We start from the raw sequence: 14790 nt of genomic DNA, 5'->3' as shown, positions 1-14790 counted from the left end.
GGCGATATCCGCGCCATCTGGGCTTCGGAAAGCAGGATCATCTCGCTCATGGCAGCACCCCCTGTGGTGCCGCAAGTGAATCAGTGAGTTGTCCGACCCGCAAGAAAATTAATGGGTCCAGAGCCTAGCTCAGGCAACCGTGCCTGCCGTTACACCGACGCCGAGCGGGTTCTTGTCCGTTCAGTCATCAATCGGCGTCTGGACGAGGAACGCTGCTCCATCACGTCAATTCTGTCCAGCGTGCATGCTGTCTTCAAAGTGCATAATGAAAACGCTGCCCGAATGAATCCGCCCGGGCAGCCACTGAACACGCCCGGCTACGACTACATTCATGCCACCATCGATGCGCTCGCACCGATTGATCATGCCATTCGGACCCGCGGTCTGTCTGTCGCCTATCGCGACATGCATGGCTTGGGCGTAGGTGTCGAAGCAAACCGCGCGCTCGCGCGCGTAGAAATTGATGACTACACTTTTGATCTCATGGTCTTCCTGAACGCTGTCGGGGTGTGGGATTGGCTCCGTCCTGGGGAACGCGAGATGCTTGGCCTCGATGGCACAGCCAGGCGCGTTACAATGTCCGCTGCTATCGATGTTCACACACGCTGCATTGTCGGCATGAAGATTTCTGCCGGTGATACGAAGTCTCTACTTCGCGATACAGTGGAAATGATCTTCCTGGACAAAGCGCCGATCGCAGACGCGGTCGGCGCACATGAGCGTTGGCACATGCATGGCCGGCCGGAAATGATCGTTCTGGATCGGGGGCCGAACTATATCACGGACGAAACCTATGATCTCTTGGCAGATCTTGGCATCACCAATCTGGGGGCACCTGCCAAAAAGCCGTGGCTTAGGCCCTTTATTGAGCGCCTCTTCAAGACGGTCCACTCTGGCTTTGCACAGCGGTTTTCGGGCCGCACGTTCAGCAATGTTGTCCAGCGGGGAGAGAATGATGCAGCCGCTCGCGCATTTCTGACACTCGATGAATTCCTGCAATGGCTCGTGCGTTGGATCCTCGACATCTACCACAACACCGAACACGCGGGGCTGCTGCGTCGCACGCCTGCGGAAGTCTGGGCGCAATCACAGGCGGTTTCGCAGCTGCAAGGTGTTTCCCGGGAAGAAATGCGGCGGGTCTTTGGCATCCGTCGTCATCGCACGCTGGGGCCGTCAGGCATCACCATGATGCACATCCGCTATCAAACGGATGAACTGGCGCGAATTTTCCTGGCTCCGCCAAATCGGCCAAAATCTTTGGAGGTCGCATGGTGGCCCCACGATATCGGGACAATTTCGGTCAAGGTCGCGCCAGACCGATGGATAAATGTCACCGCCGCTGACCCTATGTGGATTGGGAAATCTTTCGATGACCTGATGATGCTTCGGCACAGTTTGGCGGGAGAACGGGATCGTTCGGATGCCGTCAAGGCCCGTGCCCTGGCTGAACTCGATGCGGCGGCGTATCGGAGCAAGGCGCTTCGGGGTATCCTTCCGACAATCGTGACCGACAAGACTTACGACCACTACGAGGCGGATTTCCTGCGGTTCATGTCGACGGCCGAGCGTGCCTTCGACGCGCCGGAGCATGTCGACCTCTTCGACGGGATCATTGACCTGTCGCGTGCCGACAACACCGCTGACTCTCCGCCTACCCTGACACTCCCAGCGCCCGCTTCCCAATCTGCCACGGCGACCTCCGCCGAGGACAATGATGACTTGATGGAATGATGCCAATGATTGAAATCACCACTCCTACCGTTGCAGACCCGCCTGCCGCCCATGACCTGAAGGGTCGCAGGGACTGGCTGACAGCACGATATCTGAGGAACGCCCGCGACGACGATTTTCAGGAGTTCCTTCGTGAAATCCTGAAAATCGGCGCCGATGGCAGCCTATTGCCGCTCGCCGTGCGAGACCCCCTGAACGGGGAGACGCTCGGCATGCAGGTGATCGGCGAGTCCGGCGACGGGAAGTCGGTCATGATCGAGCGCAACCTGTCGGCTGTGCCGTCCCTGGAATTGATGACGAATGGGGCCTCGGGAAATTACATCCACATCACCGTCGCACCAGAGGCAACCATCAAGAGCCTTGCGTCTGATATCCTCGTCAAGACCGGTTACACGCGGCTGTCCGAACGCACAAAGGCACACGAAGCATGGCCGATCGCCCGTCATCGCCTCAAGATGCTCGGCGTAGCACTCCTTTGGATCGATGAAGGGCACCACCTGCTGCGGGGCGGGACAGGGCGCGACAGCGCGGGGGCTCTTCAGGCGTTGAAGAACCTGCTGCAGGGGGATGGCGCAGTCGCCGTAATCCTGTCCGGCGTGCCGCTGCTGGAAGAACGCATTGCGTCTGACCCGGAGACCTTCCGGCGCTACCGTTTGCGCCAGCGCCTGCAGCGTGTTCTGGTCGGTGGGGCCGATATGCAACGCCTGAAGCGGTTCATCGAGGTTTGTTGCAACAAGCTTGACCTCTTGCCACCCGACGATCCGTTCTTTGCCGAACGCGTTGTTTTTTCGCAGAAGGCAGGTCTGGGCCGATCCATCGCCTTCGCGAAGGCAACGATCCGCCGGGCCTTGGTCAATGGCAGATCTGCGGTGACGCTTGATGACGCATGGCGAACCTGGCGTTTGCAGGGCGGTATGGATGGCGAGCCAACCCCGTTTGACCCTGGCGTCTGGCCGGATCTTCGCAAACTTCTCGAACACCGCGGGTGATGATCAAGATGCTTACTCCTCATATGCCCTATGATCCGGCGGAAACGGTGCAGTCTTATGCAACCCGCCTCTCCATGCTGCACACCGGGCAGCCTGCTGGTCGCTTGCTTGCAGATTGCGGGTTGAAGCCCTCACGCTTCGCGGCCGGTCACACCGAGGAGATTGCGACATTCGCGGCGGCGGTGGGGGAGGATCCGGAAGCTCTGTTGGCAGGCACGGTTCGGGCGCTATCCCGTCACAATGTGTTCCGTGGGGAAGACTTCTCCCGTGCGGGTCTGGCATCGCGTGTTCGACAGTTCTGCCCGCACTGCTTGCAAGAAGATGGCCCGCCCACAGCGTGGCGGCACCGACTCGCGTGGTGTTTTGGGTCAATTATGATCTGCCCAAAGCACTCATCGACCCTTGTGGAAGTTTCCCACGAGGGGACGGAGAACATTGAGGATGCCGTAGATCAGGCCGGAGGCCGCGAACTTGCTGAAATGTCGAGCCTCACAGTCAATATTGGTCGGCATGTCGCATGGTTGCATAATCGGCTAAATTCGGCACCCTCCGGAACCTGGCTTGATGACCAAAGCATCGAACAGGTGCTGAATGCATCGGAACATCTCGGCATGGTCCTTGAGCATGGTCAGGATATCCGCCCGGGGAAACTGACACGCCTTGAGCTGAGCGCGGCCCTTGAAACCGGTTTTCGCATCTATGAACAGGGTCCGGACGCGGTCAAAGCGGGGCTGGACGATATCAGGAAGAAAGCCCTCGCCACCGCCGTTCAGGCAGGCCCCTTGGCGATGTATGGAGTGCTCTACGACTGGATCGACCGCCGTTCGCAGCTCATTGCTCCGGGGCCGATCCGCAAGATTCTTCGTGAGCACATCCTGGATCACGATGCATATATGCAGGGCGAAAGGCTGCTTGGCGAGGTGGTGACAGAACGGCGCCTTCACTCCGTGAAAAGCCTCGCTCTTACCCTGAAGGTCGATCGACGCCGCATGTCGCGGCTGATGCAGAAGCTGGGCCTGGTGCCAGAAGGAGCAACAGACGCCGAAAGTGGACGCCTTGTTTTTCCGGTCAAGGATGTGGAGCAACTGGTAACGGATTACGAGGATGCGATCCCCTTGGCCAAGGTCCCGGAATACATTGGCGGCACCCAGAACCAAACACTGGCCCTTTATGGCGCCGGCATCTTGCCTGCCGTCATCCCGGCAGATGCTCCCGGTGCGGTCCGCGGTGTGATTTTCGCAAGGCGCGTTCTGGATGATTTACTCGCCCGGATCGGCGCACTGCCACTTGTGAATGATGAGCAGCGCGAGCAGTCACTGTCGGTCAGTGAAGCGTGCCAACGTCATGGTGGGACAACGGCCGAGTTGATCTCAGCAGTGCTGTCAGGAAAGATTGCAGCATTGCGGGCGCGTCCGGATCCCCGGCTGGACGCAATCCGAGTCCTGGTGCCGGACGTCGTGGGCTTTCGGCAAAAGGCAACCGGCGACGGGGGCAGTCCGTAGCCCACTACCCTCCCTGAAAGATTCGACCTTCGCACAGGGTCCGCAATTGCGGACCCTTTTTTGCATTCCCTGGGCGCCTGTCAAACCTTTGCCCCGAGTAGCAAAAACCTTTGCACCCAAGACAAATTGCGGTATTGATTTTATTGGATAATATTGCGCCTTTGGCAGTAACTATGCCCCGACTTACAATCTTTGTAAATCGGGGCATAGTTGCTGCCGTTTAGGGTAAAGTTTAGCAGGTTCGGGGCAAAGGTTTTGTAAGTCGTTGATTTCGCGGGGGCTACCTTCGGAAGCAGGCTCGCACTTTGGCAGCAGTTGAATGCTTGGCCAAGCAGGCGTGCCGCGTGCGAAAGTTGGATCCGGCTGACCACGGTCTGGCCCGAGAACGGGCGCAAATTTGATTAAATCCTTGATACTCGTTGGTGCCGTGCCTCGACTAGGCAGCTTGCCGGGATCTGGCGCACACTGATAGCTGAAGTCCGTCATTGCTGTCGTAGGCCCGCTAACGCCTACTCATGGACGGGCGGTCGGCGATCAATTCCTCAAGTCATCAGGGAAACCATCTCTCCTGGTTGGATCGCACTTACTGGGATACCGGGATGGAAACGGTCGGGCTTGCGGGTGGAGAATTGTAAAACGACCATAAAAGTTACCATCGCGCGGCTTCTGATGCCAAAAATGATGCATCGGATTAACAGACCCATGATTTCACTGGCTTGAAGCGCAAGATCCAGCAACTGAGCGCATGATGGACTGTTCGGTGCGGAGAGAGCGTCTGTCGGGAAACCGTGGTTACCCACCGGCGGTTTTGGCTCGCAGTTGGTTCGGCCGTGTCGCGCTACAGCGAATTGCGGACGGCGTGCTGAGCGTCATCATATTCGAGATGTTCGATCAGGACGCGCCACCGACGATCAATGCCGCGGATGCGTAACGTCTATTCAGCCATGTGATGAATTTAGTGGCCGCTTCCCTGCGCCGGACATTCCGGGACGGGCTTCACCCGAAAATGCCTGCCGCCGGCACGGCGCAGATGATCGCATCGGCATGGAAGTCGGTCACAAAGGTCAAGCTCATCCTCGTGACCAACGCCATCTACAGCGCCCGGATCGACGCGGTTCTGGCCGGAGCGATCCCCGAGATCCCCGTCACCTACAACATCTGGGATCTGACCCGTTTCCACCGGATCGAGACTTCAGGCGCGCGTGAAAAGATCGTGGTGCGGTTCGACCGCGATTTCGGCGGTGCGCTGCCGGCCCTGATCGCGTCGGGCGACGACACCGCCTTCCCGTCCTATCTGGCCGTGATCCGCGGGCGGCAACTGGCCAAACTCTACGAAAGATGGGGGGCCGGCTACTGGAATCCAACATCCGCAGCTTCATCCGGGCCCGGCGCAGATCGGAGGCGGAAGCCGCGACCATCGTTTGGAATGCGATGCGTCGGTCGGCCTTGGCGGGAGAGATCGGCTTCCGCCTTGAGCCCTTGCTGCTTGATGGTCCGCCAGGAATCGGGAAATCGAGTTGGGCCCGCGCTCTTGCACGGCTGCTAGGCGTGGAAGGTATGGTCTTGGATGCGACGGGCGAGCAGGCATCTTTCGGAATCACAGGACTTCAGAAAGGATGGAGTGGCAGCATAATCGGCCGACCGCTTGATCTGATCATGAGAACCCAGGGGGCAAATCCGATCTTCGTCATCGACGAGATCGACAAAGCGGCCACCGCCAGATCGTCAAAGGATGCGTCATTTGGGCTTGCCGAGGCGCTTTTGCCGTTTCTGGAAAAATCCAGCGCAGCGTCCTGGAATTGCCCTGCTTTGCGCCTGCCTTTCGACATGAGCTGGATCGACTGGGTGTTGACGTCAAACGATATGAACGTTCTCCCTGACCCGCTGACCCGCTGACCCGCTGACCCGCTGACCCGCTGACCCGCTGACCCGCTGACCCGCTGACCCGCTGACCCGCTGACCCGCTGACCCGCTGACCCGCTGACCCGCTGATCAGCCGGTGCCAAGTGGTGCGTCTCCAAAATCTGACATTGGCGCAGTTGCAGGCGTTCGCAGACCGGGAGGGGCGGCGGCGCGGGCTGCAGGAGATTTCGATCGATGCGGTGAAGCACGCGCTGGCATCCGCGATCAAGCAGGGGATGGTCCCGAATTTACGCACAGTGACACGGCGTCTCGATCATGCGTCGGTGCTGGAAGCACGTCCGCGCTGGCAGTGAATTCAACGGTGCATCTTCGCTACTGCAATGCCGCCTTTTGCGAGGGATTTGCTCTGGCCAGAACCCCGATTCCCTTGCGTAAACGAAATAGTTTTTCGCATTCTCTGGGCGCCTGTCAAACCTTTGCCCCGAGTGGCAAAAACCTTTGCACCCAAGACAAATTTCGCCATTGATTTCATTGGAGAAAATTGGCGCTTTGGCAGCAACTATGGTCCAACTTACAGCAACGCCTGTTTGCAGGGCAAAGCGGCCTGGCCGTCAGGGCGCGGAAGCGGCGTCGATGTCGGTCAGTTGCCAGATGCTGGCGGCAAAGATCTGCTCGGTGCGGAACCGCGCATGGGCGTCATAGGGAAACACCAGCCACAGCGGGCCGCGTTCGCGCAAGGTGAAGGTCTGGCCATTGATGCGGGTGGCGATGATGGGGGCACGCGGCTCCAGCATCGACGGGTTCAGCGTGATCGAATAATCATTGGCGGCCCGCAAGCGCAGTCCGCCGGTGCCAGATCCGGCGGAGGCCACCACATCCGTCAGGGCCGGACCGGAAAACTCCATCAGTCCGGTGGTCCAGATCGTCGAGGTGGTGAAGCTGTGTTGATCAAACGAATCCAGATCTGCAAGGTTCAGGTCCTGTGCGCCGCTGGGACCATGAACGGTCAGAAGCACCGCCCCCGGCGTGTCAGACCGCGCTGAGGTTGTGCCGCCAGGCAGGACTGTCAGCAGGGAAAAGCTGGCAAGGGCCAGTACGGTTGATCGCTTGAGACAATCCATCAGAACTCCCGGAAATTCTTTGTCAGCATGCCTTTAGAACATCGCTTATAGCGGATAAAACATATCAATATGTGAATGCCTGTCCTGATGGCGGGCATGGGTATCCACCGGACAACGGCACATCCGGTCCGGGGATTTTAGCACAAGACGTCGCTCGGGGCAGCCTCTAGATCTGTGCCTTGGTTGCAAAAGCCGTCATGTCATCGTCAGAAGGGTGATCAGGGCTGCATCCGAATGCAGAGCAGGCCGGATCAGATGATCCCGCTTTGCCTCGATTCCGCTCTTTCCGGTCCTGTTCCAGTTCTTTCTGAAAGCCGGTTTCTGGTGACGCTGACCATATCGGCGCACCCGGTCAGCGACCGCAGAAGCAAGCGGAAACCTCAGCCTCTGTTGGGGCCAGACTGGCAAGCTGGCCGCTTCGTCTGGCAATGCCGGTGGTCATTCTTTCGAAGAGTCCGTCGATGTTTCCAATGGCGATCAGCCGGGATATGTCGAGAAGTCTGAAATGCGCCGGATCCCTGATCTCGATGATGCCGGCCTCGGACAGTTTGTGAACGATCCTGCTGATCGATTCGACCGTGGTTCCCAGCAAATCGGCGATGTCCTTTCTTGCCAGGTAGACCGACAGAACCCCGGTGCCATCGGGAAGCGGCTGATAGGGCATGAATCTGGTGGACAGCGCGAGAAAGGCGCAGAGCCGTTCCTCTGGTCCCAATGCGCCAAGCGACCACGTCAGCCAATGCAGGCGGTCAAGCTGATCCTGTTTCTGGCGGAAGAGTTCGGCCCGCAAGTCGTCATTCTGATCCACCATCCTGTCGAACCAGCGGCGGTTGATGCGGCACAGGCCGCTTTGCGTGGCCGCCTGGACAGAAACCCCTTCGCGGAACTCTCCGTCAAATCCGACGATCTCGCCGGGAAAGAACAGCGACAGGATCTGGCGACGCCCGTCATAGGCATGGCGTTGCAGGCGCAGGATGCCCGATCTGATGAACCAGACATCGTGACTGCTTTCCCCGCCAGATATCACCTCACTGTCAACGGCCCGGTCTTCGCGGTGTCTTGCATCGCCGCAGATCATCGCCTTGCCAAGCCGGAGTCCGCATCGCATGCCATTGATCTTTCGGCAGGCGAGGTTGCCGGGTTGAACAAGGGTCCGGTTGGTCACCTCGCACGGTTCCTTGAGTAGCTGTGCCATCCTCTTTCCCCAACGTCTGCCCGAGTCATCCGGGTTTTGGGCGGTGCCGCTTTGGTGGTCTGACTGACGATCGCCCAAACGATCACCCCCACAGCGAATCACCCGCCTCACGCATGAAAAGATGGCATTGTCCGGGCGAGCGGACATTGATCGTTGTCAACGACAGCGGGCCAAAGGCTGGCTAGGGTGAAAAGTGGAGTTGAGCCGGTGGTGCGTTTTTCAGATCCGCGCTTTGCCCGGAAAAGCGGGGTCCAGGACATGCCTGAGCAAATGACGACAGCGCGCGCGCTAAAGGCCGCGGTCAGCCATGGCAATGGCTTGTTGGAAAAACTGCTGGACGCGCTTCACCCAGATGTGACGGAACGGCTTCTATCGCAAGCGACGTTGCATGACGTGGCTGTGGGGGACACGCTGATTGAACGCGGGGCGCGGTCCGAGGATGTCGGCTATGTGCTGGATGGAACGCTTGCCATGGTTCAGGTTCTTGAGGATGGCAAGAAGCACATCGTCGGGCTGCTGGTTCCGACGGACATCTACGGGCGCTTGTTCGATGGCCCGTCGAATTACCGGATCGAGGCCTTGTCGGCAGCGCGGATCCTGTCCTTCCCGCGGGCATTCTTCGAGCAGGTTCTGCGGGACAACCCGGAAGCGGAACGCTTGTTTCTGGTACACCTGCTGGATGAGGTCGATGCTGCACGCGAATGGCTGCTCTTGATCAGCGGACGCAGGGCGGTGAACCGCGTCGCCTCGTTCCTGAGCATCCTGCAGCGGCGCACCAGGTTCAAGCGAACGGGCGATCATGCGGTGGTGCATGTCCCGTTGTCGCGCAAGGATCTGGCGCAGTATCTGGGCGCGCGGCCAGAGACGCTGAGCCGGGCTTTCCATGAGCTTGAAGACATGGGTGTTCTGCGGATCGTCGATCCCCACCACTTCAGGATTATCGACGAGCAGGCGCTGATCGCCGCCTCTGGCGATGATCTGACGCTTCAGGACGGCTAGCCCCGCCAAACTGTGCAAAGGCCGGAAACTGCGCCGCGGCCCATCTCGGATCGACCCTGCAATTGAGAGCAGACAGTGCAGGCATCGGCTTTGACCGGGGAACGGTCAGGGATCGAGCGCGCGTTCCGGAACCCGGTTCCGCGCGATTGCGCGGCCCGCGCAGCCACCGCCCTGTCGCTCCTACAGCGGCACATCATCGTAGCGCCGCGCTGATGTCGAGGCCGTCATTCCAGACGCCGCTTTGCCCATCAGGTCCAGCATCTTGACCGCTTCGGCCGCGTACTGTTCCTGCGCGGCAGAAAAGAACTCGGACTGGATTTGCCGCATCTCTTCCAGACTGGTGCAGGCCAGCATTGCCTGCTGTGTCTTGATATCCTGTTGCAGCCGGTCTTGGACGAACCGGACCGCTTCGGCACCCATCTCCACCCATGCCTGAACGGCCATGGTGCCAACGGCTGTGGGAAGGTCCGGTACGGCCAGTTTTTGCGTGACAGGCGCGGTGGGGTCTTGGGCTTTTGCCTTGTTTGCGGGCATTGCAATCTCCTCCCTGTGGAATTGTGATCGGAGCATGTGCCCGATCTTCATGTAATTTGGCATCGCGACGCGTCATTGCAACAGGCAACCCGCCGACAGTCGGTCAGGACATGCCGGAACCATCCTGCAATCCGCGCGCAACCGCCTCTGCCAAATCTTGCGCCGAAAGCTGTACCAGATTCTTCGGCACTTCGCGGATCACCAGATCCGCCAGTGTCGGGGGCATCATCTGGCGCAGATGCCCAAGCATGTCGTGTTCGGCAAAGACCGCCAGCTTGTCGAAGTCACCCGCGCGGCGGTGGCTTTCCAGAAGGGCGATGATCTGGCGGATGAACTCTCGCTGGTCTTCGGCCAGAGGATCACTGCCATATTCCATCGCCGACCGGCGACCACCGGCGGCAGGCATGAACGACCGCCCCGGCTTGTCCGACATGATGTCGCGCAGGTTGCGGGATTCGGATCGCAGAACCAGTTCCGCAGGCGTATCCTCCCCCTTGCCGGAAACCCCGCGCAGGATGCGGCAGCGGGCCCCGTTCAGGACCAATGCCCATATCTTTGAAATCGTTTTAGCCATGAGTCCACAGCGCTCCGATTTTGGTTTTCCATCCTTGACCATAGCAAAGGGCGAAACCTTCGCGCATTGATCGTTGTCAAGAAACCGCCACCCTGCACTGAGCGAAAAAATACCCGTAGCTTGGTGCCCCGCCATCTCGTTGGCGTGTGTAATTCCGGTCTGCGTGCCCGCACCCTTGACCTTGTGGCAAATCCGGCAAGGCTGGGGCGAACCATGAGGAGGACAGGATGACCGTTTGCTTTACGACCGACCGAATGCTGCGTTTTGGCGATTGCGACATTTCCGGCACGGCCTATTACCCGGCTTACCTGAACATCCTGAACGGGGTGGTTGAGGAATTCTGGGCCCATATTGGCTGGCCCTGGCACGAGATCATCTGGAAGGAACGCTGGGGCACGCCGACGGTGCATTTGTCGTGCGATTTTTCCAGGCCATCCTTTTTTGGCGACAAGCTGACCTTTCGGCTGACGGTGACAAAGGTCGGGAAATCCTCGGTCGGGCTGAAGCACACGATCCATTGTGGCGACCAGCACCGCTGGTCTGTGACACAGGTTCTGGCCGCAAGCTGGCTGGACAGCCACACCTCGATGCCCTGGCCGGATGACGTGAAGGCGAAGCTGGAAAGCCTGATGGCCGCCCCCGATGCGCCAGAGCGGCGGCCCGTCGGCGGCCCTTATCCCCAGACCTGAGCCGGGTCTGGAAGGGGGATCGCCTCAAGCAATTCCCTCGTGTAGGCGGCCTGCGGATTGGCAAACAGGTCGGATGTGGGGCAATCTTCGACGATCCGGCCCTGATGCAACACGATGGTCCGCTGGCACAAGCGGCGGATCACCGACAGATCATGGCTGATAAAGGCCAGCGTCAGGCCAAGATCGGCCACCAGCCGCTCCAACAGGTTCAGCACCTGCGCCTGCGACGAGACGTCAAGACCAGACACGATCTCATCTGCCAGAATGAAATCCGGCTCCAGCGCAATCGCGCGGGCGATGCCGACCCGCTGACGTTGACCGCCGGACAGCTCATGCGGGTAGCGACTGGCGAATTGCTGCGGCAGGCCGACATGATCCAGCGCGCGGGTGATGCGTTCGGGGATGGCATCCAGCCCGTGCAGCCGGAGGGGTTCGGCGATGATCGTGCCGACCCGGTGGCGCGGGTTCAGTGATGACATGGGATCCTGAAAGATCATCTGGAACCGCCGCCGTAGCGGGCGCAGCGCAAAATCCGGCAAGTGGGTGATGTCGGTTCCCGCGAAATGGATTGCCCCACCCGATGGCTCCAGGAGCCTGACCAGCGCGCGGCCCAGCGTGGATTTGCCAGAGCCGGAGCCGCCGACAATGCCCACCACTGCCCCTTTGGGAATGGTAAAGGTCAGTCCTTTCAGGATCTCGATGCGTGGGGCGGGGCCGAACAGCGGCTTTGCCGTCATGTCAGCCAGCGTCAGATGCAGGTCGGTGACGGTGTAAAGATCAGCCATGCGCAGCCTTTCTGTCAAAACTGTCCACCTCGGCCCGAACCGCGCCGATCACCGCATCCGGCACCGGCTGCAGCCCGGCGTCCGGATCGGTGTACTTTGGCGTCGCGGCCAGCAGAGCGGCGGAATAGGCGTGGCGGGGGGCCGTGAAAAAGTCGGTCACAGTGCTGTCTTCGAGGACCAGCCCGGAATAGAGAACCGACAGCTTCTGGCAGACCTTTGACACGACGCCAAGATCATGGGTGACAAACAGTAGCGCCGTGCCGTGGCGGGCCTGCATCCCGGCAATCAGCCGCAGGATCTGTTTTTGCACCGTGACATCCAGCGCGGTGGTCGGTTCATCCGCCACGATCAGCTTTGGCTCGGCCGCAAAGGCCGAAGCGATCAGGATGCGCTGGCGCATGCCGCCCGAAAGCTCATGCGGGTAAGACCGCAGCACCCGTGCGGGGTCAGAAATCTGCACCTCGGCCAGCAAGTCAATGGCGCGGGCATCGGCTGCGGCGCGGGTCCAGCCCAGAATATCAACCAGCCGGTTGGTGATCTGCGGCCCGATCCGGTGGCTGGGGTTCAGCGCGGTCAGCGGGTCTTGCGGGATCAGGGCGCAACTGGCCCCAATGCGGCGCCGGCTTTCCCTTGGCGACAGGCGCAGCAGGTCGGTCCCGTCCAGCAGGATCTCGCCCTCGGTGATCTGGACCGAGGGCGGCAGGATGCCCAGCACCGCCTTGCCGATCATCGACTTGCCGGCCCCGCTTTCGCCGACCAGCCCCCGCACCTCGCCCGCCGCCACGTCCAGCGACACACGCCGGAGCAGGGGCGGACCGTTCTTCAGTCGGACGGATAGGTTACGGATGGACAGAAAGCTCATCTCAGCACCGGATCAAAGCGGTCTTTCAGCCCTTCGCCCAACTGGCTGAAGGCAAGGACTGTCAGGAACAGGGCAATCAGCGGGAAAACCAGCACCCACCAGGCCTGATGAATCGAGATGCGGCCTTCGGAGATCATCCCGCCCCAGGTGGGATCATCGGTTGCGATGGACAGGTTCACAAAGCTGAGGATCGCCTCGACAATGACCGCGATTCCCATCTCCAGCGTCAGAAGGACCACGATGGTCGGCAGGACATTGGGCAGGATTTCCCGCAGCATTGTGCCGATCCGCCCGCGTCCCGCCACCCGCGCCGAGGCGACGTAATCCATCGTGCCCTGCACCATCGCCTCGGCCCGCACGACACGGGCAAAGCGCGTCCAGTCGATGACCACGATGGCGATGATGATCGAGGTCAGGCTGGGGCCAAGCACGGCGATCAGCAGGATGGAAAACAGCACCGGCGGAAACGCCATCCAGATGTCGATCAGGCGCGAGATCACCATATCCACCCAGCCGCGCAGGAAACCAGCCAAAAGGCCCAGCGTGGCCCCGATCAGGCAGGTGATACTGCCCGCCAGCACTGCCACCAGCAGGGCAACACGCGCACCGTAGAGGAGGCGCGACAGGACATCGCGGCCAAGACTGTCCGTGCCCAGCCAGTAGCCCGGCTCTGCCCCCGCGACCCAGAACGGTGGCAGCCGGCCCAGGAACAGGTCTTGGGACAAGGGATCGTGCGGCGCGACCCAAGGCGCAAGCAGCGCCGCAAGGCAAAGCATCCCAAGCCAGAGCGCTGACAGCCACAGCCGCAGCCCGGCGCGGCGGCGGACCAGTGACCGCCCATCCAGTCCTTTGGCGTCAAGCATGGCGCAACCTTGGGTTCAGCACGGCATAAAGCAGATCGACGATCAGGTTTACGGCCGTGAAGATCACCGCAAACAGGATCACGATGCCCTGAATCAGCGGAAGGTCGCGGTTGATCACCGCGTCGATGGCCATGTTGCCAAGTCCTTCATAGGAAAACAGCCGCTCGATGATCACGGTGCCGCCGATCAGAAAGGTGAACTGCACGCCAACCAGCGTCAATGTGGGCAGGGCGGCGTTGCGCAGCGCCTCGCGCAGGATCACATGCGTTTCGCCATAACCCTTTGTGCGCGCAAGGGTGACATAATCAAGGTTCATGGTTTCCTTCAGACTTTGCTTCAGCAACTGGCCGATGATCGCAGCCAGCGGAATCGCCAGCGCCAGCGCGGGCATGAACATATGCGCCACCAGATCAGCCCAAAGATCGAACCGCAGCCGGATCAGGCTTTCAAACAGGTAAAATCCGGTGGTGAAGGGCAGGTCCAGTGATGGCGTCACCCGGCCCGAGATATGAAAGACCGGCAGCAGCACCCCGAAAACCAGCATCAGGACCAATCCCCAAAGAAAATCCGGTACGGACAGCGCCATGCCATTGGCCACGTCAATGGCGCCTTCTGTGCGGGTGCCGCGCCCGCGCGTGCCGATCAGGGCGGCAGATCCGCCCAGGATCACCGCCATCACCAGCGCCATGATCGACAGTTCCAGCGTCGCAGGCAGCCGCCCAAGTACCAGACCCAGCACTGGCTGGCGCGTGGTGATCGAGGTGCCGAAATCCCCCTGCATCACCCCGGCAAGCCAGATGCCGAACTGTGTGACCATTGGCTTGTCCAGGCCGTAAAGCGCAGACAGCCGGGCGATATCATCCTCGGTCGCGCCAGGGGGCAGCATCATGGCGATAGGGTTGCCGGGAACGACGCGGATCACGAAGAATACGATGACCGCAACGCCCGCCAGGGTAACAAGCGTGGTCAGCACGCGCAGAAGAATTATGCGAAGAAATGCCATCAGCCCTTGTGTCCTCCACGCGCCACGGCGCGGGTACGGAGGCGTCTGCCCCCTGATTTCATCTGTCCGAACTCGGCTGC

General features: G+C 60.4%; 16 protein-coding genes. 8 read left to right on the top strand and 8 right to left on the bottom strand.

Annotation, left to right across the window (positions count from 1 at the left end; all coding sequences use genetic code 11):
* Positions 1-111: 111 nt before the first annotated feature.
* The 6 genes from D1012_RS15280 to D1012_RS15260 all read left to right on the top strand — a co-directional run bounded on the left by D1012_RS15280 (position 112) and on the right by D1012_RS15260 (position 6438).
* Positions 112-1731 (top strand): TnsB C-terminal domain-containing protein, encoded by a 1620-nt coding sequence (locus D1012_RS15280; RefSeq protein ID WP_118154013.1) that lies wholly within the window; start codon positions 112-114, stop codon positions 1729-1731.
* 5 nt (positions 1732-1736) lie between these two features.
* Positions 1737-2720, top strand: a complete 984-nt coding sequence (locus tag D1012_RS15275) for a TniB family NTP-binding protein (RefSeq protein ID WP_158569367.1) — start codon at positions 1737-1739, stop codon at positions 2718-2720.
* Positions 2720-4222, top strand: coding sequence for a TniQ family protein (locus D1012_RS15270; RefSeq protein WP_118154007.1), 1503 nt, complete (start codon positions 2720-2722; stop codon positions 4220-4222). Before D1012_RS15275 ends, D1012_RS15270 begins: the two co-directional genes overlap by 1 nt.
* A 949-nt stretch (positions 4223-5171) precedes the next feature.
* Positions 5172-5768 (top strand): hypothetical protein, encoded by a 597-nt coding sequence (locus D1012_RS22700; protein ID WP_158569366.1) that lies wholly within the window; start codon positions 5172-5174, stop codon positions 5766-5768.
* Complete coding sequence (locus D1012_RS15265) at positions 5654-6118, top strand: AAA family ATPase (RefSeq protein WP_233517140.1); 465 nt, start codon at positions 5654-5656, stop codon at positions 6116-6118. Before D1012_RS22700 ends, D1012_RS15265 begins: the two co-directional genes overlap by 115 nt.
* Positions 6119-6231: 113 nt before the next feature.
* Positions 6232-6438: a hypothetical protein gene (locus tag D1012_RS15260; RefSeq protein WP_158569364.1), complete on the top strand. Its 207-nt coding sequence runs from the start codon at positions 6232-6234 to the stop codon at positions 6436-6438.
* Positions 6439-6696: 258 nt separating this feature from the next.
* On the opposite strand, the gene D1012_RS15255 is transcribed toward D1012_RS15260, so the two are convergent.
* Both D1012_RS15255 and D1012_RS15250 read right to left on the bottom strand, forming a co-directional pair.
* The gene (locus D1012_RS15255; RefSeq protein WP_118153998.1) at positions 6697-7206 is read right to left on the bottom strand and encodes a putative pterin-binding protein; all 510 of its coding nucleotides are present in this window, start codon (positions 7204-7206) and stop codon (positions 6697-6699) included.
* A gap of 352 nt (positions 7207-7558) precedes the next feature.
* The gene (locus D1012_RS15250; RefSeq protein WP_158569363.1) at positions 7559-8314 is read right to left on the bottom strand and encodes a Crp/Fnr family transcriptional regulator; all 756 of its coding nucleotides are present in this window, start codon (positions 8312-8314) and stop codon (positions 7559-7561) included.
* Positions 8315-8659: 345 nt separating this feature from the next.
* Here D1012_RS15250 and D1012_RS15245 point away from each other — a divergent pair, with 345 nt between their 5' ends.
* Complete coding sequence (locus D1012_RS15245) at positions 8660-9400, top strand: Crp/Fnr family transcriptional regulator (protein ID WP_147335710.1); 741 nt, start codon at positions 8660-8662, stop codon at positions 9398-9400.
* A 180-nt stretch (positions 9401-9580) separates the two neighbouring features.
* On the opposite strand, the gene D1012_RS15240 is transcribed toward D1012_RS15245, so the two are convergent.
* Both D1012_RS15240 and D1012_RS15235 read right to left on the bottom strand, forming a co-directional pair.
* The gene (locus D1012_RS15240; RefSeq protein WP_158569362.1) at positions 9581-9934 is read right to left on the bottom strand and encodes a phasin family protein; all 354 of its coding nucleotides are present in this window, start codon (positions 9932-9934) and stop codon (positions 9581-9583) included.
* A gap of 103 nt (positions 9935-10037) precedes the next feature.
* Positions 10038-10478 carry a host attachment protein gene (locus tag D1012_RS15235; RefSeq protein WP_233517139.1) on the bottom strand — a complete coding sequence of 147 codons (441 nt, stop codon included), beginning with the start codon at positions 10476-10478 and terminating at the stop codon, positions 10038-10040.
* A gap of 257 nt (positions 10479-10735) precedes the next feature.
* On the opposite strand from D1012_RS15235, the gene D1012_RS15230 reads away from it, so the two are divergent.
* Complete coding sequence (locus D1012_RS15230; protein WP_118153986.1) at positions 10736-11197, top strand: acyl-CoA thioesterase; 462 nt, start codon at positions 10736-10738, stop codon at positions 11195-11197.
* Here the strand turns inward: D1012_RS15230 and D1012_RS15225 are convergent.
* From D1012_RS15225 to D1012_RS15210, 4 genes are read right to left on the bottom strand one after another with little or no spacing between them, the layout of a single operon-like run.
* On the bottom strand, positions 11182-11982 hold the full coding sequence (locus tag D1012_RS15225) for an ATP-binding cassette domain-containing protein (RefSeq protein ID WP_118153983.1): 801 nt from the start codon (positions 11980-11982) through the stop codon (positions 11182-11184). The genes D1012_RS15230 and D1012_RS15225 overlap by 16 nt on opposite strands.
* Positions 11975-12844, bottom strand: coding sequence for an ABC transporter ATP-binding protein (locus D1012_RS15220; RefSeq protein WP_118153980.1), 870 nt, complete (start codon positions 12842-12844; stop codon positions 11975-11977). The genes D1012_RS15225 and D1012_RS15220 overlap by 8 nt, the downstream gene beginning before the upstream one ends.
* Entirely contained in the window at positions 12841-13707 is an 867-nt protein-coding gene (locus D1012_RS15215) for an ABC transporter permease (RefSeq protein WP_118153977.1), read from the bottom strand. The genes D1012_RS15220 and D1012_RS15215 overlap by 4 nt, the downstream gene beginning before the upstream one ends.
* Complete coding sequence (locus tag D1012_RS15210; RefSeq protein ID WP_118153974.1) at positions 13700-14710, bottom strand: ABC transporter permease; 1011 nt, start codon at positions 14708-14710, stop codon at positions 13700-13702. The genes D1012_RS15215 and D1012_RS15210 overlap by 8 nt, the downstream gene beginning before the upstream one ends.
* Positions 14711-14790: the final 80 nt, after the last annotated feature.

Origin of the sequence: Pseudotabrizicola alkalilacus, assembly GCF_003443995.1 — a bacterium.
Lineage (GTDB): Bacteria > Pseudomonadota > Alphaproteobacteria > Rhodobacterales > Rhodobacteraceae > Pseudotabrizicola > Pseudotabrizicola alkalilacus.
This window is presented reverse-complemented; position numbering and strand designations above follow the sequence as displayed.

What these genes read in the sequence shown, in the direction of transcription:
- D1012_RS15280 (WP_118154013.1), top strand. Translation starts at nt 112, where the DNA reads ATGGGTCCAGAGCCTAGCTCAGGCAACCGTGCCTGCCGTTACACCGAC.
- D1012_RS15220 (WP_118153980.1), bottom strand. Translation starts at nt 12,844, where the DNA reads ATGAGCTTTCTGTCCATCCGTAACCTATCCGTCCGACTGAAGAACGGT.
- D1012_RS15265 (WP_233517140.1), top strand. Translation starts at nt 5,654, where the DNA reads ATGCGTCGGTCGGCCTTGGCGGGAGAGATCGGCTTCCGCCTTGAGCCC.
- D1012_RS15250 (WP_158569363.1), bottom strand. Translation starts at nt 8,314, where the DNA reads ATGCGATGCGGACTCCGGCTTGGCAAGGCGATGATCTGCGGCGATGCA.
- D1012_RS15255 (WP_118153998.1), bottom strand. Translation starts at nt 7,206, where the DNA reads ATGGATTGTCTCAAGCGATCAACCGTACTGGCCCTTGCCAGCTTTTCC.
- D1012_RS22700 (WP_158569366.1), top strand. Translation starts at nt 5,172, where the DNA reads ATGAATTTAGTGGCCGCTTCCCTGCGCCGGACATTCCGGGACGGGCTT.
- D1012_RS15240 (WP_158569362.1), bottom strand. Translation starts at nt 9,934, where the DNA reads ATGCCCGCAAACAAGGCAAAAGCCCAAGACCCCACCGCGCCTGTCACG.
- D1012_RS15270 (WP_118154007.1), top strand. Translation starts at nt 2,720, where the DNA reads ATGATCAAGATGCTTACTCCTCATATGCCCTATGATCCGGCGGAAACG.
- D1012_RS15215 (WP_118153977.1), bottom strand. Translation starts at nt 13,707, where the DNA reads ATGCTTGACGCCAAAGGACTGGATGGGCGGTCACTGGTCCGCCGCCGC.
- D1012_RS15275 (WP_158569367.1), top strand. Translation starts at nt 1,737, where the DNA reads ATGATTGAAATCACCACTCCTACCGTTGCAGACCCGCCTGCCGCCCAT.
- D1012_RS15230 (WP_118153986.1), top strand. Translation starts at nt 10,736, where the DNA reads ATGACCGTTTGCTTTACGACCGACCGAATGCTGCGTTTTGGCGATTGC.
- D1012_RS15245 (WP_147335710.1), top strand. Translation starts at nt 8,660, where the DNA reads ATGCCTGAGCAAATGACGACAGCGCGCGCGCTAAAGGCCGCGGTCAGC.
- D1012_RS15210 (WP_118153974.1), bottom strand. Translation starts at nt 14,710, where the DNA reads ATGGCATTTCTTCGCATAATTCTTCTGCGCGTGCTGACCACGCTTGTT.
- D1012_RS15225 (WP_118153983.1), bottom strand. Translation starts at nt 11,982, where the DNA reads ATGGCTGATCTTTACACCGTCACCGACCTGCATCTGACGCTGGCTGAC.